We start from the raw sequence: 23,323 nt of genomic DNA, 5'->3' as shown, positions 1-23,323 counted from the left end.
AGATCAAAACTGTGGCGAGAAGAATTCTGCTCTTCATGGGGGCGTACAAAACCTTGGCGGATTTAGTTTTCGAAGCGAGGGGCATTTTCATCAAGAAGCCGGTTGGCTTCCGCTACGGCCTTCGCAGGGTCTTCTGCTTCAAAGACTGCGCGGCCAAGGGCTACAAAGTCAGCACCGGTCTGCGATGCTTCAATGACGCTTTCTACGGTGTTGCCAGCCTGTGCAACGCTTGGAATCTCAACCAGTTCAGCCCACCATCCGGCCAATGCCAGATTGCGTGGATGAGCATCTGGCTTGTTATCCGCGCCAATCTTGCCGAAGAAAACGTAATCGGGCTGCAATTCACCGATTTCCATGGCGCTGTGACGATCACGAAGATTGCCTGTTCCAACGATGAGTTTCGGTGTGTGCTTTTCGATGGCTTCAGCAAGATCGGCTACCTTGCCTTCGATGTGAATGCCATCCGCGCCGACACGGCCAGCGATACGGGTATCGTTGAGAATGATTGCAGCCGCGCCTTTTTCCTGGATAACGGCAACGGCTTTTTGAGCGGATGCCTGAAAAGTTGCTTCATCCAGATCGCTACCGTCGAGAATCACGCTTGCAACATCTCCACCTGACAGCGCTGCGGACAGGAGTTTTGCCAATGCATCACCATTTGCGAGCGGTGGTGCAACCAGCAAAAGGCGGCAGCGTTCGTTATCTTTTGTAGCAGTTGGCGCGTTCATAAACCAAACCTAGCGAAAAATGTTGATGGAATTCGGGCATAAAGTAAGAGGGGTTCGTTGAACAGCCCCTTTGCATTTATGGGACATTTGCGGGCCATTGTTCGGGGGTGATGACAGCCTCATGTTGGCATTATGTTATCCACTGGAACGAAAGTTGATTGGAACCAACCGGGTTCTGCCGGAATTACCAGCTATATAGGCGGCAATGAGTGCTGCGCTTTTGCAGACGAAAAACAAACGGCAGGCAGGCGAAATGACGAATGAAACCGCGAAAATAGTGCCAAAGCTTCGCGATACACGCATCGACGTGTTTCGTGCTTTGGCCCTGCTTACGATTTTCATCAATCATGTACCCGGTACGATTTATGAGCACTTCACGCACAAGAATCTCGGCTTTTCTGATTCTGCCGAAGCTTTTGTTCTGATTTCCGGCATGGCTGTCGCCTTGGCCTATGGCGGCAAGTTTGCGCCGGGCAATCGTCTCGTGCTGACATTGAAAATGTGGCGCCGTGCATGCGTACTTTATACGGCGCACATCATGACGACGCTTGCGACGATCGGTATTTTTGCCGCCGCCGCCGTTTTCCTCAAGCATCGTGAGCTTCTGACCCAGATCAATATCGGGCCACTGGTCAAGCAGCCGGTCGAGGCTTTGCTTGGCCTTGTCACGCTTGGGCATCAGCTTGGTTACAACAATATTCTCTCGATGTATGCCGTCATGCTTCTGATGACGCCGCTTCTGCTTCTGCTTGCACGCATCAGCGTTTCGCTGATGGTCGCTGTGTCGGGCACAGTCTGGCTGCTGTCGGGTTTATATGGTGTTGCGCCGATCAACTATCCGACCGGAGGCGTCTGGTTCCTTAACCCGCTGTCGTGGCAGTTCCTGTTTGCCATTGGTATTGCCGGTACAATTCATGTGCGTCGTGGCGGCAAGCTGCCCGCAAACCCTGCATTGATCGCAGCAGCTGTTGGCTATCTTGTTCTTTCGCTTGCATGGGTTCGTATTCCGCTTTGGGGAATTGATACGTCGATGGGCATGCCTGCAGTTCTGACCGGCTTCGACAAGACCTTCCTTTCGGCTCCGCGTCTTCTGCATGTGCTGGCGATGGCTTATCTGATAGCGGTTGTTCCGACGCTGAACAGCATTGCGCGCACGTCGCCGGATAATCCGCTCGCTATTCTCGGCAAGCATTCGCTGCCGGTCTTCATTGCCGGTACGCTGCTGGCTATGGTTGCACAGGTAATGAAGCTCGTTAATCCGGGTGGCCTGCCATATGACACATTGCTGATCGCAACCGGTGTCGTGATGCAGTTCGCGCTGGCTTATTATCTCGAGTGGCTGCCGACCATCGGTTGGGGCAAGAAGCCAGCTGCAAAGCCTGCGGCAGTCGAAGGCGTCATGGTTCCGGTCGCTTCAAACCCAAAACCTGCTCTGCAGCGGGTTTGATTGTGTGAGTTTGAAAAGCCGCTTGCTGAGGGGGCGCGGAATCGTCCACAGCCGAAACGTAAAATTAACGCTTCATTAATCTTAATAGCGTTAAATGGTTTACATCCAGTTCGGCTGGATTCTTACCGAGTGGTTTAGCCACTCTGTTTGACGCCTCCCTGTTAAACTCCTGAGAGCCGCCTTTGCGGCTCTTTTTTTATGCTTTTCTGAAGAATCGCAGTGCATTTACGCGACTTCTCTGTTCGGCGCTTTTCAAGCTTCATTTAAAACCTCCTAAAAATATTAACCGAACGTTAAACATAAACTTGCGCGGCGGTGCATGAAGGTGCAGTTTGTGGTGGACTTGTCCAATGCAGCTGTTCCGTCCCAGCTCTCTCCATGGTCGAACAGCGGTTCAGTAATTTTCATTCGCATTCATCTGACGAGGATGCGAGCAACAGAATGTCCGCCCGTTGTGCGGTCATGTAAGGTGGCAGAGCAGTGATTAGCGAACAGGGACAGATGCCGGGTAACATGATCAGCCTTGCTGAACGTATGGTGTTCTCGGATTCCTTCAAGCCGATTTACAGTGAAGGCATGGATATGGTCGAGGAAGCGGCGAGCTATCTCGACGGTGAGGGCCGTGAAGAAGCGCGTAATCTCTCTCGCGTTGCCGCAACGCTTTATGCTGCCGAATCGATGCGCATGACCACCCGTCTGATGCAGGTTGCTTCCTGGCTCCTGTTGCAGCGCGCTGCCCGCAATGGTGAAATGTCCCGCCAGCAGGTAGCGGCTGAGAAGGCGAAAGTGCGTCTTGATACACCTTCAGCCGGGGATGTCGCTCCGGGCTGGAATGAACTTCCATTCGCATTCATTGAGCTCATCGAACGTTCGATCCGCCTTCAGGCACGTGTCCGCCGCATGGATCGCAATGTTTATGGTGAGGTCGTTTCCTTACAGAGCGTACCACGCGGCAATCCGGTTTCGGACCAGATCGTACTGCTCAAGACGGCTTTTGGCGCTTCCTGAGATTTCGCTTTTGATGGCCTGCAAATGGCGTTCTTTTGCGCTTCCGGTGCTCATGTACCTTTAAGTACACTGTGCTTCGGTTCTCAAAGAGCACTATTTTCGACTCATCAAAGCCAAAATCTGCGCAGGCTACCTGCGCCATCTGATGCGTATGTTTCTCTTTTGTTCACTTTTGTGCTGTCAAGTGAACCTGTCTGAGGATAGGGTTCACTTATGAAAGAAACGATTCGCATCATTGGTATTGATCCGGGGCTCCGCCGTACCGGTTGGGGCATTGTCGAATCGCTTGGAAATTCCCTGCATTTTATCGGCTCTGGCACAGTAACGTCGAATGCCGAAATGGATCTCGCTTCACGGCTTTGCCAGCTGCATGAAGGGCTCGCAAAAGTCCTGCATGACTTCATGCCGCATGAAGCGGCTGTTGAGCATACCTTCGTCAACAAGGATGCAACTGCCACGCTGAAGCTTGGGCAGGCGCGTGGGATTGCGCTTCTGGCACCGGCTCAGGCCGGGCTTCCAGTTGCGGAATATGCGCCGAACGCCGTCAAGAAGGCGGTCATCGGTGTCGGCCATGGTGAAAAGCAGCAAATCCATATGATGGTGAAGGTCCTGATGCCGCGCGCAACGTTCGATACGAGCGATGCTGCCGATGCGCTCGCCATTGCCATTTGCCATGCACACCACCGTCAGAGCATTGTCAGTGCACGCAGAATGCAGGCGCTTCTAAGTTAACGCACATCTTGTTCCGAAAACCGTTACACACTTTTCGGGATGCGCTTTTAGCAGGATAGGTATCAAATGATCGGCAAGCTCAAGGGCGTGATCGATGAAATCGCTGAGGATCATGCCGTCATCGACGTGCATGGCGTTGGCTATGTTGCTTTTTGTTCGGCCCGTACACTTGGTAATCTTGGCGGGGCAGGGGAAGCGGCTGTTCTGTTTATCGAAACCTATGTGCGCGAGGACATGATCCGCCTTTATGGTTTCGGATCGCAGCTTGAACGCGAATGGTTCCGCCTGTTGCAGAATGTGCAGGGCGTGGGTGCGAAAGTGGCACTTGCCGTGCTTGGAACATTGACGCCGCCTGAGCTTGCCAATGCCATTGCGCTGCGTGATCTCGCAATGGTTTCACGTGCGCCGGGTGTCGGCAAAAAGGTGGCTGAACGCATTGTTACTGAATTGAAGAACAAGGCACCTGCTTTTGCGGGGGAAGCCAGCGGCACCATCGGGCTTAAGCAGGAAATCGGCGCGGGTGCTGCTTCAGCGCCTGTAAGCGATGCGGTTTCAGCGCTATCCAATCTTGGCTATTCGCGCGATCAGGCGGCCAATGCGGTTGCTGCGGCGCTCAGAGAGGCCGGAGAAGATGCCGATTCGGCCAAACTTATTCGCCTGGGTCTCAAGGAGCTGTCTCGGTGAGCTACTTGTTTCGACTTAGCGTTCATGCGAGAGGGATGGCATGAGCGACCGCAATCCTCTTATTGATACTGATCTGCGTGGTGAAGACGCCGATACCACCCTGCGCCCGCAAACGCTGGACGATTTTGTGGGGCAGGCCCAAGCACGCGCTAATCTCAAAGTCTTTATCGAAGCAGCCAAAGTGCGTGGTGAAGCGCTGGATCATGTGCTGTTCGTTGGTCCTCCAGGACTGGGCAAGACCACGCTTGCGCAAATCATGGCCAAGGAACTTGGCGTCAATTTCCGCTCGACGTCTGGTCCGGTGATTGCGAAGGCTGGTGATCTCGCAGCACTTCTGACCAATCTCGAAGATCGCGATGTACTGTTTATCGACGAAATTCATCGTCTAAGCCCGGCTGTCGAAGAAATTCTCTATCCGGCGATGGAAGATTTTCAGCTCGATCTCATCATCGGTGAAGGTCCGGCGGCGCGTTCGGTGAAGATCGATCTGGCGAAATTCACGCTGGTTGCAGCAACGACGCGCCTTGGGCTTCTCACCACGCCTTTGCGGGATCGTTTCGGTATTCCGACGCGTCTCAATTTCTATACGGTCGAAGAGCTCGAATATATTGTGCGTCGTGGTGCGCGCATCATGCAGATGGGTATTTCACCTGACGGCGCGCTGGAAGTGGCACGCCGTTCGCGTGGTACACCGCGTATTGCAGGGCGTCTGTTGCGCCGGGTGCGCGATTTCGCGCTGGTCGCTGGTGTCGATGTCATTGATCGCAAGATTGCCGATGAAGCGCTTTCGCGGCTTGAAGTGGATAATCGCGGGCTTGATCAGCTTGACCGGCGCTATCTCAATATAATTGCGCGTAATTTTGGTGGCGGTCCGGTGGGTATCGAAACCATTGCGGCCGGCTTGTCCGAGCCGCGCGATGCGATTGAAGATATTATTGAACCCTATCTCATTCAGCAGGGCTTCCTGCAGCGCACGCCGCGAGGACGTGTTCTGACGGCGGTTGCCTGGCAACATCTGGGTCTTGCTGCCCCTGCCGAAGTGGCGCAGCAGTCGCAGTTTGGCCTTTTCATGGAAGATGAATAGTTATGGACCATGCGCAGGTTGCGGGTGAACTGAAAGACGGCACCCATCATCTCTATGCTCGTATCTATTATGCCGATACGGATTTTTCGGGCTTCGTCTATCATGGTCGCTATCTCGAATTTTACGAGCGCGGTCGCACCGATTTCCTGCGTCTTCAGGATGTTCACCACATCGAGCTTGCAGAAGGCTCGCTTGGCGAGGAAATGGTCTGGGTCGTTCGCCGCATGGAGATCGACTACAAATCGCCTGCAAAAATGGACGATCTGATCCTGATTGAAACCCGCGTCAGCGAAATCCGTGGTGCGCGTGTGATCATGGCGCAGAAGATCACCTGTGACGGTCGACTTCTTTCAGAAGCCAAGGTCGAGGCCGTGATGATTACCAAAGAAGGTCATCCTCGCCGCATTCCAGATGAATGGCGCGAAGCTTTCACGAAGGCTGACTGATATTTTCAGCTGTCCGGCAATAATTAACGGGCAAACTCGTCTTCTCAGCAAATGCTAACGCATCTTTAACCATAATATTCCATTAATCACGCTGACGGAATCGGTTGAAGGGGCAGGTTGAGGCGTAGCGCCTTCCTTTCACCAAAATTAACCGTAACAAGCGCTACGAGGATTTAAAGTTGAAATCCGGAATGGCGGTTGTGGCGTAGAGCGTCAGCATATCCGTCAGGGTGTGCAAAAAGCTCCCGCATAATTCCCTGAATTGAAATCAATTCAAAGAATTATGCGTAAACTTAAGTTGTTAGAGCGTCCTTTGTGCGTCCTGTAGGACGCACGGCGCTCTAAGAATAAAGCTGCGCAGGTTGAGACGTTCGGAAAGCGGACGTTTCTTGAATAATTTGCGATGCCGCCCGGTCAAGAGGCCGGGCGTTTGGATTCGAGGACGGTAGATCGATGGAAAATGTTGCGCTCGCGGCCCCTGCCGCCGATATTACCCTCTGGGGCCTGTTCATGCAGGCCGGCTGGGTCGTCAAGCTGGTTATGCTTGGTCTCGTGGTCGCCTCGGTCTGGACTTGGGCTATCATTGTGGACAAAATTGTTGCTTATGGACGCGCACGTCGCGCGATTGATCGCTTTGAACAGGCGTTCTGGTCCGGGCAGTCGCTGGAAGAATTATACCGCAATCTCAATGATCGCCGAACCACTGGCATGGCGTCGATTTTCATGGCTGCCATGCGCGAGTGGAAAAAGTCGTTTGAGAAGGGTGCGCGCTCTCCGATTGCACTTCAGATGCGTATCGACAAGGCCATGGATGTGGCGCTGGCGCGAGAAAGCGACAAGCTGGAGTCGCGCTTAGGCTTCCTTGCGACAATCGGTTCTGCTGCTCCCTTTATCGGCCTGTTTGGTACAGTTGTCGGTATTATGACGTCGTTCCAGGCAATTGCTGCATCGAAGAACACCAATCTCGCGGTCGTGGCACCGGGTATCGCAGAAGCACTGCTTGCAACAGCTATTGGTCTGCTTGCCGCTATCCCTGCTGTTATCGCCTACAACAAGCTTTCGAGCGATGCGGGTAAGGTCAATGGTCGGCTTGAAGGCTTTGCGGACGAGTTCTCTGCCATACTGTCGCGCCAAATTGATGAGAAGCTGACGCCGCGCAGCTAAAGCATGTCGCGGAAAAGTGGGAACCGGTTTTCCGATAACGACATGCGTGAAAACAAAAAATAGAGCGTTCCAGCATCAAAGTTAAATCGAGCCTTCGGGAATATTGAAATGGGCATGTCGGTTGGAAATCAGGGAATGCAGTCAGGCGGACGCCGCAGGCGTGGTCGCAAGAAGGCATTGATGAGTGAAATCAACGTTACGCCCTTCGTGGACGTGATGCTGGTGCTGCTTATCATCTTCATGGTCTCTGCTCCGCTTTTGACCGTCGGCGTGCCTATCGATCTGCCGGATACGCAGGCGAAAGCCATGAATGCTGACACGCAGCCGATCACTGTATCGGTGAACAGCGAAGGCCAGATCTATCTGCAGGAAACAGAAATTCCGCTTGATGAAGTTGTTGCCAAACTTCAGGCGATTGCCAAGACCGGTTATGAAGAGCGCATTTTCGTGCGCGGTGACAAGGCTGCCGATTATGGCACTGTCATGAAGGTCATGGCTCGCATTTCCGCCGCCGGTTTCAAGAATATCGGCCTTGTGACACTCCAGGAGCAGGATAGCTGACGCCATCATGAAGGCTGGCCTGACATCTTCTGTAGCGCTCCATACCATCGTTATCGCGTTGGGGCTCTTCTCCTTTTCCTCGCCGAAGGCATTCGACGTGCAGGATTCGGAGTCGTTTCCGGTCGACATCGTGCCGATCGAATCGATTACCCAGATCCAGCAGGGCGATAAGACCGCGCCGATGAAGGAAAAGTCGGCGCCTGTTCCGACGAAAAAGCCGCAGACCGTGCCTGATGCCCAGAATGTGGGCGATCAGGAAGTCGATACCCAAACACCGCCACGGCCTGAAAACAAGGCCAAGCCGATTGAAGCGGCTGAGGAACCCAAAGCACAGCCAGAGCCGGTTAAAAAGCCGGAACCGAAGCCTGATCCAAAGCCTGAACCTAAGCCACAGGACAAGCCAACGCCGGTGCCTGCGACTGAAGTGCAGACAAAGCCTGAAGAAAAGCAGGACGTGAAGCCTGATCCGGTAGCGGAAGCAATCCAGAAGCAGGCCGAAACGCCAGACCAGACTGCGCCGAAACTACCGGATAATGTTCCAGCACCACAGGCAAAGCCAAAGCCGCCACAGGCGCAGACCGCCAAGACGCCGGATCGCAAGCCAACGGAAGATCAGAAGAAGTCTCAAACCGCTTCTCAGACGTCGCAGTCAAAGAATGATGCGATTGCCGACGAGGTGGCAGCTCTTCTGAACAAGCAGAAGGCGTCCGGCGGCGGCGCAAAGCGTTCGACCGATCAGGCATCGCTGGGTGGCAAGAAGAATACTGGCGGTTCCAAGCTGAGCCAGAGCGAAATGGATGCTCTTCGTGGCGCAATTTCCAAGTGCTGGAACGTACCTGCGGGCGTTGCGGATGCGCCTGGGCTTGTCGTGACGGTGAAGATGCATCTTAATCAGGATGGCTCAATTCAGGGTATTCCTGAAGTGACATCTGGCGGAGGTGGTGACGGTGTGGGTCGTGCCGCGGCTGAAAGCGCCAAGCGCGCTGTGGCGCGTTGTGCACCATACAATCTGCCCGCAGACAAATATGATTCATGGTCGGAAGTGATCGTCAACTTCGACCCGAGCGAAATGTTCTGATCAGCTTGACTGGTCACTCCTAACGAATGCCTGAATGAGGCTCCTCAAGAAGGCCTCTGCATAAGTCCTTAGGAATTATGCAGCAAATCTAAACTGTTAGCGCGACCTTTGTGCGCCCAATAGGGCGCACGGCGCTCTAAGGACAAAAGAGGTCCCTGAAGACATGAAAATCGGCATCATGAAAACAAAGATCCGGACAGTTTTTTCGGCTTTCGCCTGTATGATTGCTGCAAGCCTTGTGGCGACCATGCCTGCTCGCGCGGTGGTGGAAATCAACATCAACAAGGGTGTGGTAGAGCCATTACCGATAGCGATCACCGACTTCCTTTCGGGCGATCAGCTCGGTGCAAATATCACATCGGTCATTGCAGCAGATCTTGAGCGTTCGGGCCTTTTCGCACCGATCAACAAGAATGCATTTATCGAGAAAATTTCCAACCCGGACGCAACGCCGCGTTTTGAAGATTGGAAAGTCATCAATGCACAGGCACTGGTGACGGGCCGTATCACCAAGCAGCCGGATGGCAGGCTCAAGGCTGAGTTCCGTCTCTGGGATACGTTTGGTGGTCAGCAGCTGATTGGTCAGCAGTTCTTCACAACGCCTGATAACTGGCGTCGTGTCGCTCACATCATCGCGGACGCCATCTATGAACGCCTGACCGGTGAAAAGGGCTACTTCGATACACGTATTGTTTTCGTTGATGAATCCGGTCCAGCGCAGAAGCGCGTAAAGCGTTTGGCCATCATGGATCAGGACGGTGCCAATGTGCGCTTTTTGTCCGATGGTCGCGATATGGCGCTGACGCCACGCTTCTCGCCCAATCGTCAGGAAGTGACTTACATGTCGTTTGCTGGTGGTCAGCCACGTGTTTATCTGCTGCAGCTTGAAACAGGTCAGCGTGAACTTGTCGGTAACTTCCCAGGCATGTCGATTGCACCGCGCTTTTCGCCTGACGGTCAGAAGGTTGTTATGAGCCTTCTGCAGGATGACGGCAGTGCGAACATCTACACAATGGATTTGCGTAACCGTACCACAACGCGTCTCACCAGCAGCCAGGCGATTGACACCAGCGCATCCTATTCGCCTGACGGTTCACAGATCGTCTTCTCATCTGACCGTGGCGGACGTCCACAGCTCTATGTCATGGGGGCTGACGGCTCCAATCCGCGCCGTATCTCGGCAGGTGACGGCAGCTACTCGACCCCGGTCTGGTCGCCGCGCGGTGATTTGATCGCCTTCACCAAGCAGTCACAGGGACAGTTTTCCATCGGCGTTATGAAGACCGACGGTTCGGGCGAACGTCTGTTGACTTCGGGCTTCCATAATGAAGGTCCAACCTGGGCTCCCAACGGCCGCGTCCTGATGTTCTTCCGCAAAGCGGCGGGTGCTGGTGGTCCAAAGCTCTTTACGATTGATTTGACTGGTCGCAATGAACGCCAGATCCAGACCCCGAATTTCGGTTCCGATCCGGCCTGGTCGCCGCTGCTCGAGTAGTCTGTCGATCGGAGTTAAGAAGTTTGAAGGCGCGAAACACAGGTTTCGCGCCTTTTTTTATGGAAAATTGCCACAATCCGGGTCTGCGGGCCGTGTTTCTGCCGCATTTAGCCATCACTGGCTAAAAACAGAATTGCTGCCGGGAAAAACCGGTTTGCATTTGGCCGAAAGAAATTGTTAACCATACTTCTTGAGCCTGCCTTAACCTAAATATGATTATTGGTTGGTTACGCAGGAACATCAAATCTTAAGGAGCTCCGGCCCATGCGCCGTTTCCAGTCGATTGCACGTAGCCCTATCGCTATTGCCCTTTTCATGACGCTTGCCGTTGCCGGTTGTGCGTCCAAGAAGAACCTTCCGAACAATGCCGGTGATCTTGGCTTGGCTGGTGGCGCTGCAACGCCCGGCTCTTCGCAGGATTTCACCGTGAATGTCGGCGACCGTATTCTGTTCGATCTCGATTCTTCGCTGATCCGCGCTGATGCGCAGCAGACCTTGTCGAAGCAGGCCCAGTGGCTGCAGCGTTATCCGCAGTACTCGATTACCGTCGAAGGCCATGCTGATGAACGCGGTACGCGTGAGTACAACCTTGCACTCGGTCAGCGCCGTGCAGCTGCAACCCGCGACTTCCTTGCAGCTCGCGGTGTTCCAACCAGCCGTATGCGTACCGTTTCCTACGGTAACGAACGTCCAATCGCCGTTTGCGACAGCGACTCTTGCTGGTCTCAGAACCGCCGCGCTGTTACCGTTCTCAACGGTGCTGGCAGCTAAGTTTCAGCAAATAGTCTGAACCTAATCCGGAAAAAGCGGCCTTTGGGCCGCTTTTTTTGCTTCAGATCCCGACTATTGGTGGTTTCGACAAATTTTGGCCGAAGTCACCAGTGTCATAGGGAAAGCATCTTTGCTTTTTATGGATTTTCTCTAAAAGCTGAGAAGAGCCGTGAGAAATTGGGTGTTCAGATAATATTCAGGCACGGTGCCTGATCATCCTGCACATATCCATGATTATCGCGGTCCAAGATTTTAGGGTTCATGAGCGATAGGGGCAAAAAGGAATGAGGAAACCAATGAGAAAAGTGACGCTGGCAATTGCCATGCTGCCGCTTTTGGCAAGTGCTCCGGTTCTGGCAGCATCTGTTTCTTCGCAGCAGGGGCAAATCCAGCTGGCGCAGGCGGGTGATCCCGGCGGCGGGCAGTTTTCGCAGCAGATTTGCAATCTCGCGCATCAGAATGCGCAGTCCTATGCTCGCATCCTGCAACTCCGCGATAAGATGCTAAAGATCCAGCGCGATAACGAAACCCGCTTCCAGGCACTGGAAAAGGGTCGGGGCGGCGCACAGAACCATGTCAGCATCGGCTCGACCGCGATACTTGATGATGCCATGCGCGATAGCGGCGGCACGGGCGGGCAGGGCGGATATCAGAGCCCGGGCTTGCAGCAGGAGTTGATCCGCAACCTCACCGGTAAGGTCGAGGATGTCGATGCGCAAATTGCGTTCACGAACGAGCAGTTGCAGAAGACGCAGGACGATAATGAATTCCGCTTTGAGGAGCTGGAAAAGAAGAAAGGTGGCGGAGCTGCAGCGCAGGCAAGTGCGGGCCAGAACGCGCCTGTCACACCGCCACCGGGAAGCGATCTTTGTACACAAGGCATTGCAAACCCTGCTGCAATTGCAGACACACTCGGTGCCCGCGCTGAAGCCATGAACTTCCAGGTCCTCGAACTGCAGGACCAGATGCAGAAAATGCAGGAAGAAAACGAACGCCGTTTCCAGGCATTGGAAAATGGCGATCGTGCAGATGCTGGCAGCACACCAAATGATGGCAACAACACATCGCTGGCAAGTGCTGCTCCCGCTGGAAACCCCGATAACGGGGTTTCTGGAAGCACTGCGCAAGACGGTAATTTCGGTTCCTCTTCTCAAACGGCGGCCAGTGATTCATCGGGCGCCGATTCCATTGCTATTGGTTCGGGCTCCGCTCAACAGGGCGGCCCTCAGCGTGGGGAGCCGCCGAGAACGCTTGGCTCCATCCGGTTTGACAACAATGGCAATGTAATCGGCGAAACGATGAATGTTGAGCCACACCCGGTAGAACAAGGTGGCGCACTTCCCGCTGGTGAATCGGTTGCGTCTCTTCCGACCGACGACAATCCAAACTCGCTGTATCAGGCTGCTTATCAGTATCTGATGTCCGGTGACTATAAGGCTGCGGAGACTGGTTTCCGTGAGCATATCAAGCGCTATCCAGCCGATCCCACAACGGCGGAAGCACGTTACTGGCTGGGTGAATCGCTTTATGGTCAGTCGCGCTACCCTGAGGCCGCAACTGTTTTCATCGACACGCAGCGCGATTACCCGGATTCAAAGCGTGCGCCGGAGAATATGTTCAAGCTCGGCATGACGCTTGAAAAAATGGACAACCATGACGTTGCTTGCGCGACTTTCAAGCAGATTCCTGACCGCTATCCCAATGCGGCGCCTGCCGTTTTGAAGCGGGTAACGGATGAGCGCGCGCGTATTAAATGCTGACCGCGGAGATCATTTGTGGGGCTTTCCCCGACCGAAATTTTTAAACCTTTCGGACTTGAGAATGCCAAAGGAATTGTGGCTGCCGTTTCAGGCGGGAGCGATTCACTGGCGCTTTTGTTCCTTTTGAAAGAGTATCTCACGACGCTGGATAGTCCGCCGTCGCTGACCGCAGTTACTATCGATCATCGTTTGCGCGACGAATCGGCCAACGAGGCCGAATATGTGGGGCGTATTTGCAATGCGCATGGCATTGCTCATCGTGTCCTGGCTTGGGATGATCCGAAGCCCAAAAGCGGTGTCGCTGCTGCTGCCCGCTCTGCGCGCTACCGACTTTTGGTGCAGGCCGCGCAAGAGGCAGGCGCAGATTTTATTGCCACCGGACATACACGCGACGATCAGATCGAAACATTTCTGATGCGGAGAGAACGCAGTTCCAATTCAGAAGCGCGTGGACTTGCGGCAATGGCTTCGCGCTCATGGCTGGAAAATTCTGTCGAGCTGATCAGACCGTTGCTCAACGAGCAGCGAGGGGCGTTGCGTCAGGAGTTGATAAGGCGAAATGTCGTGTGGATCGATGATCCGAGCAACATAAACACGAATTACGAACGCCCGCGTGTGCGGCTGACATCTGCTGCTGAGGCTGATCCTGATGTGGTGCTCGCACAGATCGCGCTCGCAAGCGCTGCGCGCAAACGCGATAATGCAGCTCTGATTGCGGTACTGGCTAGTCCTGATTGCGTGACTATGAGCCCGCTTGGCACGATCACTGTTGATGCCAGCATCTATGCGGCCTTGCCGGAAAATGTGCGGCGGCTGTTGTCAGGTCTGCTTGCCTCCATTGCCGGGGGACGGCGCTTTCTACCCGGTGATGCTGAACGATCCCGCATCGAGAGAGTTTTATCCGGGCAGGAAAAAAACGATCGGATGACGGTTTTCGGAGCGCTGGTTGAAATGGGCAAGAAGGGGCAACCACATCGCTTCAGGCGTGAGCGGCGCAACCTTCCCGTCATGCGGCTTGATCCCGGTCCGCAGATCATTTGGGACGGACGTTATCGGTTCACCAATGAAGGGGGCCATTCATTTGATGTCGGCGCTCCTGAACGGCAGGAACTCATCGATTTTATAACGAGCACTGGGCGGGAGATTGATTCGATCCAAAGGGAAGCCTTGCTGGTACTCCCGGCCTTATATGAAGACGGCACACTCTCGCAGCTTCCTGCAATGGATGGGCAGAAACTGCCCGCAGGAATCAGTGTCGAACGGCATTTCGCGATCTTCGATCATGTGTTGCCGGGTTACGATTTTGGGCTGGCAAATGCCGTTGAAAAGCGGTTTGGCCGTGAATGTCCTAATTTTTATAAACCAGAATGACAAGAATCGAAGACGAGGCGGCTCTCGCGCCTTGGCAAGGCCTTCCTTCGATCCTATGTTAAGTCGAAACATCGTCCCGTTCTCGCGGGATGGCCGTGGTATCGATTGGACCCGTTATGAATCCGAACTATCGCAACTTCGCCCTTTGGGCGATCATTGCTCTGCTCTTGATCGCGCTGTTCAACCTGTTCCAGAGTCCTGGCCAGCGCACCAATTCCCGTGAAGTTTCCTATTCCCAGTTTATCGACGACGTTTCCAACGGGCGCGTAAAGTCGGTAACAATTACTGGTGAGCGGATCAGCGGTACGTTTGCCGATAACGGCTCGACATTCCAGACCTATTCACCGGGTGATACCGGACTGGTTTCCCGTCTTGAGGAAAAGGGCGTGGCCATCACTGCCCGTCCTGAAAGCGACGGTTCCAGCTCGCTCTTGGGTATCCTTCTGTCCTGGCTGCCGATGATCCTTATTCTGGGCGTGTGGATTTTCTTCATGCGCCAGATGCAAGGCGGTTCGCGCGGTGCGATGGGCTTTGGCAAGTCCAAGGCCAAGCTTCTGACGGAAGCGCATGGCCGTGTGACCTTTCAGGACGTAGCAGGTGTTGAAGAAGCCAAGCAGGATCTGGAAGAAATCGTAGAATTCCTGCGTGATCCGCAGAAGTTCCAGCGTCTGGGCGGTAAGATTCCACGCGGCGTTCTGCTCGTTGGACCTCCCGGAACCGGTAAGACGCTTCTTGCGCGTTCCGTTGCAGGCGAAGCCAATGTGCCGTTCTTCACGATTTCCGGTTCTGACTTTGTTGAAATGTTTGTCGGTGTTGGTGCAAGCCGCGTCCGTGACATGTTCGAACAGGCCAAGAAGAATGCACCTTGCATCATCTTCATCGACGAAATCGATGCTGTCGGTCGCCACCGTGGTGCCGGTCTTGGCGGCGGCAACGACGAACGCGAACAGACGCTGAACCAGCTTCTGGTCGAAATGGATGGTTTTGAAGCAAACGAATCAATCATTCTGATTGCTGCTACCAACCGTCCCGACGTTCTTGACCCAGCGCTTCTTCGTCCGGGCCGTTTCGACCGTCAGGTCGTGGTTCCGAACCCGGATATCGTTGGTCGTGAGCAGATCCTGAAAGTGCATGTGCGCAATGTTCCGCTTGCACCCAATGTCGATCTTAAGGTGATTGCACGCGGTACGCCGGGCTTCTCCGGTGCTGATCTTGCCAATCTCGTGAACGAATCTGCTTTGATGGCCGCACGTCGTAACAAACGTCTCGTCACCATGCAGGAATTCGAAGACGCCAAGGACAAGATCATGATGGGTGCGGAACGCCGCTCCGCCATGACGCCGGAAGAAAAGGCCAATACGGCTTATCACGAAGCGGGTCATGCGGTTGTTGCGATCCATGTTCCAAAGGCTGATCCAGTCCATAAGGCAACCATTATTCCGCGTGGTCGTGCGCTTGGCATGGTGATGCAGTTGCCAGAGGGCGATCGTTATTCCGCGACTTATACGTGGATGGTGTCTCGTCTGGCGATCATGATGGGTGGTCGTGTGGCTGAAGAGCTGAAATTCGGCAAAGAAAACATCACCTCTGGTGCTTCCTCCGATATTCAGCAGGCTACCAAGCTCGCTCGTTCGATGGTTACCCAGTGGGGTTATTCCGACAAGCTCGGCCGCGTGGCTTATGGCGACAACCAGGAAGAAGTCTTCCTTGGTCATTCGGTTTCGCGCACGCAGAATGTTTCGGAAGAAACTGCACAGATCATTGACGCTGAAGTGCGTCGCCTGATCGACGAAGCCTATGCTGATGCGACCCGTATCTTGACGGAAAAGCGCGAAGACTGGATTGCCATCGCTGAAGGCCTTCTGGAATATGAAACGCTGAGCGGTGATGAAATCAAGGAACTGATCGCAGGCAACAAGCCATCGCGCGATCAGGGCAGTGATACGCCGTCTCGTGGTTCGGGTGTGCCGAAAGCTGGCAGCGCGCGCAAGCGCAAGGGTGATGAGCCGGGCAACGAGCCTGGCATAGAGCCTAACCCGCAGCCGCAATAAGCATCATCTGTTGCAGATTTTGAAAGCCGGGCAATTTGCCCGGCTTTTCTCTTCTGTGGGTATAAATCCATAACAAGGCTCGGTTAAGGATTTCGGCGCATCATACGCACAATGTGGGCATGAGGCTTTGATGCGATCTGGCTCCCCGAAAGGTGAAATTGCAATGACGGGTGGTTTTGCGCTAATAACGCAGACGATCTATTGCCGGACTAAAAGGTTCGGCTGCCATTGCTGTCTCACTGGTTTAACAGCGACTGATATTTGATTGCTTCGAGACGGCTCTAAGGCGCAACGCAAGGCTAAAAATATGACGCGTAAATATTTTGGAACAGACGGCATTCGCGGCAAGGCAAACAGCTTTCCGATGACGCCTGATATTGCCATGAAAGTTGGTATGGCAGTTGGGCATATTTTCCGCCGCAAAGGCCAGGCCTCGCGGGTTGTGATCGGCAAGGATACGCGCCGTTCTGGCTACATGCTGGAAAACGCACTGGTGGCAGGCTTTACTGCAGCTGGCATGGACGTCTTTCTGCTCGGGCCAATTCCGACACCGGCTGTTGCCATGTTGTGCCGTTCATTGCGTGCCGATATCGGCGTGATGATTTCCGCCTCGCACAATCCGTTCTTTGACAATGGCATCAAGCTTTTTGGCCCTGACGGCTTCAAGCTTTCTGACGAGATTGAATTGCAGATCGAAAGTTTGATCGATAGCGATCTCTCGGCCCATCTCGCGACGCATGGTGAAGTGGGCAAGGCAAAGCGCGTAGATGGCGATATTTATCGCTATATCGAGTTTGCGAAGCGCACACTTCCGCGCAATATCGATCTGAACGGTCTGCGCGTCGTTGTCGATTGCGCCAATGGCGCGGGCTACAAGGTAGCGCCTGCGGCCCTATGGGAACTTGGTGCGGAAGTCATCACCATCAATGATGAGCCGAACGGCATCAATATCAATGAGGATTGTGGTTCAACTCATCCCATTGGCCTGATGAAGAAGGTGCATGAAGTGCGGGCCGATGTCGGCATAGCGCTTGATGGTGATGCGGATCGCGTTCTGCTCGTTGATGAAAATGGAACCGTGATCGATGGCGACCAGCTTCTGGCAGTGATTGCCGAATCATGGGCTCGGTCTGACCGCCTGCAAGGCGGCGGTATTGTCGCGACGATCATGTCCAATCTCGGTCTCGAACGCTTCCTGCATGATCACAATATGACGCTTGCCCGCACCAAAGTCGGCGATCGTTATGTGGTTGAGCATATGCGTGAGCATGGCTTCAATGTGGGCGGCGAACAATCGGGGCATATTGTTCTGTCGGATTTTGCGACGACTGGTGACGGACTGGTTTCCGCTTTGCAGATACTTGCGGTTGCGCAGGAAGAAAACAAGTCGTTGAGCGAGTTGTGTCGCAAGTTCGAACCCGTGCCGCAGCTTCTCAAGAATGTCCGCACGTCTGGTGGCAAGCCGCTTGAGAACAAGAAGGTCAAGAGTGCGATTGACGAAGCCACTGAACGTCTTGGCGCTAAAGGTCGTCTTGTCATTCGTCCATCGGGAACCGAGCCGCTTATCCGCGTGATGGCGGAAGGGGATGATCGCATTCTCGTCGAAAAGGTCGTGAACGATATTATCAGTGTGATTTCTTCGGAAAGTGCAGCGGCCTGATTAAAGCATTTCCAGCAAAAAGTGCGAAGCGGTTTTGCGTAGGATAATGCGAAAAAACAAATAGTTACAGCGGCTTCAACGATTCAGTCTTAACTGGAACCACTGTAAGCCGAAAGCATATGAAACCCAAAAAGCGCGGTGTTTTCCGCGCTTTTTTTATTGCTGATATGCGACATTTCATAATTTAGAGAAGCTTAATAAACGTAGTTAAAAAAAATGGTTAAGTTGTATTTAACTTTTCCTGAATAGTCTGCCTCTGAATACTCGGTTCCGACGCGGTTGCGGCGTGACAAATCGATGGGGCAGATAAATGAACAGTCTTATTAGAAATTTGTGTGCTGGTTTGGTCGCATCGGCAGCTTTGATGGCTTCAGGTTCTCTTGGCTTGGCGGCAGACTATATTGAACCCGTACCGGAAGTGGTTGTCGCGCCTCCAGCCGTCGGAGGCTGGTATCTGCGTGGTGACGTGGGCTACTCAGCGGCGAAATTCCGTGGCGCCAGCTATACGCTGCCAGGCGGCGGCGGATGTGGTGATCCCTGCGGTGACGGTGATCCGCAGATCCATGGTGGAAAGCTGAAGGGTTCGTTTCTGATTGGCGGTGGTGTTGGTTATCAGGTGACCGATTACTTCCGCACGGATTTGACGCTCGACTACATGACTCGTGCGAAATTCACCAGCGACCGCGATGAAAGCCAGATGTCTGCGCTATCGCTTCTGGCCAATGCTTATGTTGATCTTGGCAATTTTGGTGGCGTGACACCTTATGTCGGTGCCGGTATCGGTGGTACCCGCGTGAAGTGGGATGATCTTGTTGATACGACAAATGGCGGTGTATTGCCCGGCGACGCGAACTGGCGTTTCACCTATGCTCTCATGGCCGGTGCTTCGGTTGATCTGACCCAAAACCTCAAGCTTGATGCCGGTTATCGTTACCGCCATATCAATGGTGGCAAGATGTTTGACGGTGCCTATGGGCTTGGCGACGGCTACGACAAAGGCATGAATGTCCACGATGTACGCGTTGGCCTGCGTTATATGTTCGGCGGCTGATCGTGACGCATTGATTGAAACGAAGGCTCGGGTGACCGAGCCTTTTTGTTTTTGTTTCTAAAAATCCTGTCCAAACTGCACATAAGTTAGTTTTTCGTCGATTTTTCGTTTTTAAAATTTCAGTTTGCGCATACAAGGCCGCAAGAAATTAGTGTTGCCTGAAAAATAAAAACTGGACTGTGCGCAGTTTGAAGGGAGAGAAATGAAAGCCCTCGTAGCTTTGTCAGATTTCGTCGGACGCTCTTTTGCCGTCTGGATTATCGTTTTTGCCGTACTTGGTTTCCTGCTGCCATCGACGTTCAGCGTGTTTGCGCCGTGGATCGTTGTGCTCCTCGGCATCATCATGTTTGGCATGGGACTGACGATTTCGACCAAGGATTTCGCGGAAGTTGCCAAACGGCCGTTTGAAGTACTGATCGGTGTTTTTGCCCAGTTCCTGATTATGCCGCTCCTTGCTGTTTTGCTGACGCGCATTATCCCGATGTCACCGGAAGTCGCTGCGGGTGTCATTCTAGTTGGCTGTTGTCCGGGCGGCACGGCAAGCAATGTGATGGCTTATCTCAGCAAAGGGGATGTTGCACTCAGTGTTGCCTGCACCAGCGTGACAACCTTGCTCGCACCGCTTGTCACGCCGTTTCTTGTCTGGTTCTTTGCCAGCCAGTATCTTCCGGTCGATGCAATGAGCATGTTCATCAGCATTCTCAAGGTGATTCTCGTGCCGCTTGCACTTGGCTTTATTCTGCAAAAGCTGATGCCAGGTCTTGTGAAGGCAGCAGTTCCAATGCTGCCGCTGGTGTCAGTCATCGGTATCGTTCTGATTGTCGCCGCTGTTGTTGCAGTCAACAAGGTTGCAATTGCCCAGTCTGGGGCACTCATTTTCGCGGTTGTCGTGCTGCATAACGGCTTTGGTTTGCTGTTGGGTTATTTCGCGGCCCGCGCCGCTGGTCTGTCGCTTGCCAAACGCAAGGCAATCAGCATTGAGGTCGGCATGCAGAACAGTGGTCTGGGCGCAGCCCTTGCGAATGCGCATTTCTCGCCATTGGCGGCTGTTCCGAGTGCTGTTTTCAGTGTGTGGCACAATGTTTCCGGCGCACTCATCGCAAGCTTTTATGCCCGCATGCAGGATAAGCCATCCGGAAAATAAATCTTGAGTCATCCGAGCCCGCCGGGGCAACCTCGGCGGGTTCTGTAAAAATAACTTTCATACCATATTGTGAAAATTTTGCTTTCCGGTATTTTCGTCAGCGGGCCACGCCTCCCCAACGAGGCGCGTGCTATCTGTGAGGATAGGAAACAAAATGACGACGATTGCGAAGCCGGCAGTTCGCCCGGCTAACCCTAATTTTTCATCTGGTCCCTGTGCAAAACGCCCCGGTTGGTCGCTTCAAGCGCTTGCCGATGCGCCGCTTGGCCGTTCGCACCGCGCGAAAATCGGCAAGAACAAGCTGAAAGAAGCCATAGACCTTACCCGCGAAATTCTCGGCGTACCGGCTGATTACCGCATCGGTATTGTGCCCGCATCTGACACAGGTGCGGTCGAAATGGCTTTGTGGTCGCTGCTCGGTGAGCGCGGCGTGGATATGGTTGCGTGGGAGAGCTTTGGTTCCGGCTGGGTTACAGATGTGATCAAGCAGCTCAAGCTCGAAGATACTCGCACCTTTGTTGCGCCTTATGGCGAGATTGTCGATTTCGCAGACGTTGATTTCGACCGCGACGTTGTTTTCACCTGGAACGGCACGACATCCGGCGTGCGCGTGCCAAATGCCGACTTCATCCCGGCAACGCGCAAAGGCCTGACGATCTGCGACGCAACATCGGCCGCTTTCGCGCAGCGCCTTGATTTCGCAAAGCTCGATGTTGTTACCTTCTCCTGGCAGAAAGTGCTGGGCGGGGAGGGTGCACACGGCATCCTCATTCTCTCCCCACGCGCTGTTGAGCGTCTGGAAAGCTACAAGCCTGCATGGCCATTGCCGAAGATCTTCCGCCTCACTTCAGGTGGCAAGCTCATCGAAGGCATTTTTGTCGGTGAAACGATCAATACGCCGTCCATGCTTTGCGTTGAAGATTATCTTGATGCGTTGAACTGGGCGCGTTCGGTTGGCGGTCTTGACGGTCTAGTCGGACGTGCGGATGCGAATTTTGCAGTTCTCGATGATTTCGTTGAGAAGACACCATGGATTGCCAATCTGGCGGTGAAGCCTGAAACGCGCTCCAATACCTCTATCTGTCTGACCATTGTTGATCCGGAAGTGACAGCACTTTCGGCCGACGCGCAGGCAGCTTTTGCCAAGGGTATCGTCTCTGCGCTTGAAAAAGAGGGCGTTGCCTTCGATATCGGCGCTTATCGCGATGCACCATCGGGCTTGCGCATCTGGGCTGGCGCTACGGTTGAGGCTTCTGATCTCAAAGCGCTGACAGCATGGCTTGATTGGGCTTTTGGCTCACAGAAAGCCGCGCTGAAAGCTGCTGCTTAATCCGGGGAAATGCATGAAATCGTGGTCGCGTTGGGGCGATCACGATCAGCATTCCATTTGTCGCGATGCATGGTTCAGGCGTAAAGCCGCTTCAGAGTTTTTGCTTGGTTTTTCTGGACATGCTCGATTAAAGATTACTTGAAGGAGGCCTTTCATGGCACCTCGCGTTCTCGTATCTGATAAATTGTCACCGACCGCCGTCCAGATTTTCAAGGATCGCGGCGTTGACGTTGATTATCTGCCCGATCTTGGCAAGGACAAGGAAAAGCTCCTTGAAGTCATTGGTCAATATGATGGCTTGGCGATCCGTTCGGCCACCAAGGTTACAGAAAAGCTGATTGCTGCCGCCACCAACCTCAAGGTTGTCGGGCGCGCTGGTATCGGTGTGGACAATGTTGATATTCCGGCCGCATCGCGCCGCGGTATCATTGTGATGAATACGCCTTTCGGCAATTCGATCACCACTGCAGAACATGCAATTGCGCTCATGTTTTCGGTTGCGCGCCAGCTTCCAGAAGCCGACGTCTCCACTCGCGCTGGCAAGTGGGAAAAGAACCGCTTCATGGGCGTGGAAATCACCGGCAAGACGCTTGGTGTTGTCGGTTGCGGCAATATTGGTGCTGTGGTTGCAGCGCGCGGTATTGGCCTCAAGATGCATGTTGTGGCGTTCGATCCGTTTCTTTCAGAAGCGCGCGCGCAGGAACTGGGCGTGGAAAAGGTCGAGCTGGATGAACTTCTGGCGCGCGCCGATTTCATCACGCTGCATACGCCACTGACCGACAAGACGCGCGGCATCATCAATGCAGAAGCATTGGCAAAGACCAAGCCCGGTGTTCGCATTATCAACTGTGCACGGGGCGGTCTGATCGTTGAAAAAGATCTGGTGGAAGCGCTGAAATCGGGTCACGTGGCAGGCGCTGGTATTGACGTATTCGAGACCGAACCTGCAACTGAAAATGAGCTGTTCAATCTGCCCAATGTGGTCTGCACCCCACATCTTGGTGCTTCGACTTCGGAAGCACAGGAAAATGTGGCTTTGCAGGTAGCCGAGCAGATGTCGGATTACCTCGTCAAAGGCGCGGTATCCAATGCCATCAACATGCCCTCGATCACGGCAGAAGAAGCGCCGCGTCTCAAGCCATTTGTCAAGCTTGCAGAAGTTCTGGGTGCCTTCGTCGGTCAGGTAACGGACGAGCCTATTCAAGAAGTGGAAGTGCTCTTTGATGGTTCTACTGCCGGCATGAACACCCGCGCTCTGGTGAGTGCCGCTCTTGCAGGTCTGATCCGTCCGCAGGTTGCTGATGTGAACATGGTTTCGGCACCAATCATGGTGAAGGAACGCGGGATCATCGTTTCCGAGATCAAGCGTGACAAGTCGGGTATCTTCGACGGCTATATCAAGCTGACAGTGAAGACGACTGAACGCGAGCGCTCGATTGCCGGTACATGCTTCTCTGATGGCAAAGTACGCTTCATTCAGATCAAGGGAATCAACCTTGATGCCGAAGTTGGTCCGCACATGCTTTATGTCACCAATGTTGATATTCCAGGCATGATCGGTCTGCTCGGAACGATCTGTGGCAAGCACAATGTAAACATCGCGAACTTCTCTCTCGGACGTAACCATCCGGGCGGCGATGCCATTGCGATGCTCTATGTCGATGACAGGATTCCACAGGTGGTACTTGACGAACTCATTGCTCAAGAGGCAATCAAGGCGGCAAGACCTTTGGAATTCAATATCGAGGAAGCTTGAGC

The 23,323-nt window shown here is 53.8% G+C and carries 20 protein-coding genes; 19 read left to right on the top strand and 1 reads right to left on the bottom strand.

From position 1 onward, the window contains the following. Positions 1-62 precede the first annotated feature (62 nt). Positions 63-728, bottom strand: coding sequence for a thiamine phosphate synthase (locus CEV33_RS09925; RefSeq protein WP_094540341.1), 666 nt, complete (start codon positions 726-728; stop codon positions 63-65). A 253-nt stretch (positions 729-981) separates the two neighbouring features. Here CEV33_RS09925 and CEV33_RS09920 point away from each other — a divergent pair, with 253 nt between their 5' ends. The 19 genes from CEV33_RS09920 (at position 982) to serA (ending at position 23,321) form a co-directional block, all read left to right on the top strand. Further along, the gene (locus CEV33_RS09920; RefSeq protein WP_094540484.1) at positions 982-2,175 is read left to right on the top strand and encodes an OpgC family protein; all 1,194 of its coding nucleotides are present in this window, start codon (positions 982-984) and stop codon (positions 2,173-2,175) included. Positions 2,176-2,676: 501 nt separating this feature from the next. After that, positions 2,677-3,183 (top strand): protease adaptor protein RcdA, encoded by a 507-nt coding sequence (gene rcdA, locus CEV33_RS09915; protein ID WP_094540340.1) that lies wholly within the window; start codon positions 2,677-2,679, stop codon positions 3,181-3,183. Positions 3,184-3,396: 213 nt separating this feature from the next. Next, on the top strand, positions 3,397-3,915 hold the full coding sequence (gene ruvC / locus CEV33_RS09910; protein ID WP_094540339.1) for a crossover junction endodeoxyribonuclease RuvC: 519 nt from the start codon (positions 3,397-3,399) through the stop codon (positions 3,913-3,915). Positions 3,916-3,981: 66 nt separating this feature from the next. Further along, positions 3,982-4,599: a Holliday junction branch migration protein RuvA gene (gene ruvA, locus CEV33_RS09905; protein WP_094540338.1), complete on the top strand. Its 618-nt coding sequence runs from the start codon at positions 3,982-3,984 to the stop codon at positions 4,597-4,599. 40 nt (positions 4,600-4,639) lie between these two features. Next, entirely contained in the window at positions 4,640-5,683 is a 1,044-nt protein-coding gene (ruvB, locus tag CEV33_RS09900) for a Holliday junction branch migration DNA helicase RuvB (protein WP_094540337.1), read from the top strand. Positions 5,684-5,685: 2 nt separating this feature from the next. Next, positions 5,686-6,129, top strand: coding sequence for a YbgC/FadM family acyl-CoA thioesterase (locus tag CEV33_RS09895; RefSeq protein WP_094540336.1), 444 nt, complete (start codon positions 5,686-5,688; stop codon positions 6,127-6,129). 453 nt (positions 6,130-6,582) lie between these two features. Beyond that, positions 6,583-7,293 carry a protein TolQ gene (gene tolQ, locus CEV33_RS09890; RefSeq protein ID WP_024895714.1) on the top strand — a complete coding sequence of 237 codons (711 nt, stop codon included), beginning with the start codon at positions 6,583-6,585 and terminating at the stop codon, positions 7,291-7,293. A gap of 108 nt (positions 7,294-7,401) precedes the next feature. Next, the gene (gene tolR / locus CEV33_RS09885) at positions 7,402-7,854 is read left to right on the top strand and encodes a protein TolR (protein WP_094540335.1); all 453 of its coding nucleotides are present in this window, start codon (positions 7,402-7,404) and stop codon (positions 7,852-7,854) included. A 7-nt stretch (positions 7,855-7,861) separates the two neighbouring features. After that, complete coding sequence (locus CEV33_RS09880; protein WP_094540334.1) at positions 7,862-8,932, top strand: cell envelope integrity protein TolA; 1,071 nt, start codon at positions 7,862-7,864, stop codon at positions 8,930-8,932. 163 nt (positions 8,933-9,095) lie between these two features. Beyond that, positions 9,096-10,427 (top strand): Tol-Pal system beta propeller repeat protein TolB, encoded by a 1,332-nt coding sequence (gene tolB, locus CEV33_RS09875; protein WP_094540333.1) that lies wholly within the window; start codon positions 9,096-9,098, stop codon positions 10,425-10,427. Between the two features lie 264 nt (positions 10,428-10,691). Continuing rightward, positions 10,692-11,198 carry a peptidoglycan-associated lipoprotein Pal gene (pal, locus tag CEV33_RS09870; protein ID WP_007876572.1) on the top strand — a complete coding sequence of 169 codons (507 nt, stop codon included), beginning with the start codon at positions 10,692-10,694 and terminating at the stop codon, positions 11,196-11,198. 284 nt (positions 11,199-11,482) lie between these two features. Next, complete coding sequence (gene ybgF, locus CEV33_RS09865) at positions 11,483-12,958, top strand: tol-pal system protein YbgF (protein ID WP_094540332.1); 1,476 nt, start codon at positions 11,483-11,485, stop codon at positions 12,956-12,958. A 15-nt stretch (positions 12,959-12,973) separates the two neighbouring features. After that, positions 12,974-14,329 (top strand): tRNA lysidine(34) synthetase TilS, encoded by a 1,356-nt coding sequence (tilS, locus tag CEV33_RS09860; RefSeq protein ID WP_094540331.1) that lies wholly within the window; start codon positions 12,974-12,976, stop codon positions 14,327-14,329. 116 nt (positions 14,330-14,445) lie between these two features. Further along, positions 14,446-16,380 (top strand): ATP-dependent zinc metalloprotease FtsH, encoded by a 1,935-nt coding sequence (gene ftsH / locus CEV33_RS09855; protein ID WP_094540483.1) that lies wholly within the window; start codon positions 14,446-14,448, stop codon positions 16,378-16,380. A gap of 307 nt (positions 16,381-16,687) precedes the next feature. Next, a complete protein-coding gene (gene glmM, locus CEV33_RS09850; protein ID WP_094540330.1) occupies positions 16,688-18,040 on the top strand; it encodes a phosphoglucosamine mutase in 1,353 nt (450 codons plus the stop codon). A gap of 310 nt (positions 18,041-18,350) precedes the next feature. Next, on the top strand, positions 18,351-19,091 hold the full coding sequence (locus CEV33_RS09845) for an outer membrane protein (protein WP_094540329.1): 741 nt from the start codon (positions 18,351-18,353) through the stop codon (positions 19,089-19,091). A 202-nt stretch (positions 19,092-19,293) separates the two neighbouring features. Continuing rightward, entirely contained in the window at positions 19,294-20,235 is a 942-nt protein-coding gene (locus CEV33_RS09840; RefSeq protein WP_094540328.1) for a bile acid:sodium symporter family protein, read from the top strand. Positions 20,236-20,389: 154 nt separating this feature from the next. Next, complete coding sequence (locus tag CEV33_RS09835) at positions 20,390-21,565, top strand: phosphoserine transaminase (protein WP_094540327.1); 1,176 nt, start codon at positions 20,390-20,392, stop codon at positions 21,563-21,565. A 154-nt stretch (positions 21,566-21,719) separates the two neighbouring features. Further along, a complete protein-coding gene (serA, locus tag CEV33_RS09830; protein ID WP_094540326.1) occupies positions 21,720-23,321 on the top strand; it encodes a phosphoglycerate dehydrogenase in 1,602 nt (533 codons plus the stop codon). The last annotated feature ends 2 nt before the right edge of the window (positions 23,322-23,323 follow it).

Source organism: Brucella grignonensis (genome assembly GCF_002252505.1).
Lineage (GTDB): Bacteria > Pseudomonadota > Alphaproteobacteria > Rhizobiales > Rhizobiaceae > Brucella > Brucella grignonensis.
The sequence above is the reverse complement of the archived record's forward strand: the minus strand, read 5'-3'. Positions and strand labels throughout refer to the sequence as shown.

What these genes read in the sequence shown, in the direction of transcription:
- pal (WP_007876572.1), top strand. Translation starts at nt 10,692, where the DNA reads ATGCGCCGTTTCCAGTCGATTGCACGTAGCCCTATCGCTATTGCCCTT.
- CEV33_RS09835 (WP_094540327.1), top strand. Translation starts at nt 20,390, where the DNA reads ATGACGACGATTGCGAAGCCGGCAGTTCGCCCGGCTAACCCTAATTTT.
- serA (WP_094540326.1), top strand. Translation starts at nt 21,720, where the DNA reads ATGGCACCTCGCGTTCTCGTATCTGATAAATTGTCACCGACCGCCGTC.
- CEV33_RS09925 (WP_094540341.1), bottom strand. Translation starts at nt 728, where the DNA reads ATGAACGCGCCAACTGCTACAAAAGATAACGAACGCTGCCGCCTTTTG.
- ruvB (WP_094540337.1), top strand. Translation starts at nt 4,640, where the DNA reads ATGAGCGACCGCAATCCTCTTATTGATACTGATCTGCGTGGTGAAGAC.
- CEV33_RS09840 (WP_094540328.1), top strand. Translation starts at nt 19,294, where the DNA reads ATGAAAGCCCTCGTAGCTTTGTCAGATTTCGTCGGACGCTCTTTTGCC.
- ruvC (WP_094540339.1), top strand. Translation starts at nt 3,397, where the DNA reads ATGAAAGAAACGATTCGCATCATTGGTATTGATCCGGGGCTCCGCCGT.
- tolR (WP_094540335.1), top strand. Translation starts at nt 7,402, where the DNA reads ATGGGCATGTCGGTTGGAAATCAGGGAATGCAGTCAGGCGGACGCCGC.
- ybgF (WP_094540332.1), top strand. Translation starts at nt 11,483, where the DNA reads ATGAGGAAACCAATGAGAAAAGTGACGCTGGCAATTGCCATGCTGCCG.
- CEV33_RS09920 (WP_094540484.1), top strand. Translation starts at nt 982, where the DNA reads ATGACGAATGAAACCGCGAAAATAGTGCCAAAGCTTCGCGATACACGC.
- CEV33_RS09880 (WP_094540334.1), top strand. Translation starts at nt 7,862, where the DNA reads ATGAAGGCTGGCCTGACATCTTCTGTAGCGCTCCATACCATCGTTATC.
- glmM (WP_094540330.1), top strand. Translation starts at nt 16,688, where the DNA reads ATGACGCGTAAATATTTTGGAACAGACGGCATTCGCGGCAAGGCAAAC.
- rcdA (WP_094540340.1), top strand. Translation starts at nt 2,677, where the DNA reads ATGCCGGGTAACATGATCAGCCTTGCTGAACGTATGGTGTTCTCGGAT.
- tolB (WP_094540333.1), top strand. Translation starts at nt 9,096, where the DNA reads ATGAAAATCGGCATCATGAAAACAAAGATCCGGACAGTTTTTTCGGCT.
- tolQ (WP_024895714.1), top strand. Translation starts at nt 6,583, where the DNA reads ATGGAAAATGTTGCGCTCGCGGCCCCTGCCGCCGATATTACCCTCTGG.
- ruvA (WP_094540338.1), top strand. Translation starts at nt 3,982, where the DNA reads ATGATCGGCAAGCTCAAGGGCGTGATCGATGAAATCGCTGAGGATCAT.
- CEV33_RS09845 (WP_094540329.1), top strand. Translation starts at nt 18,351, where the DNA reads ATGAACAGTCTTATTAGAAATTTGTGTGCTGGTTTGGTCGCATCGGCA.
- ftsH (WP_094540483.1), top strand. Translation starts at nt 14,446, where the DNA reads ATGAATCCGAACTATCGCAACTTCGCCCTTTGGGCGATCATTGCTCTG.
- CEV33_RS09895 (WP_094540336.1), top strand. Translation starts at nt 5,686, where the DNA reads ATGGACCATGCGCAGGTTGCGGGTGAACTGAAAGACGGCACCCATCAT.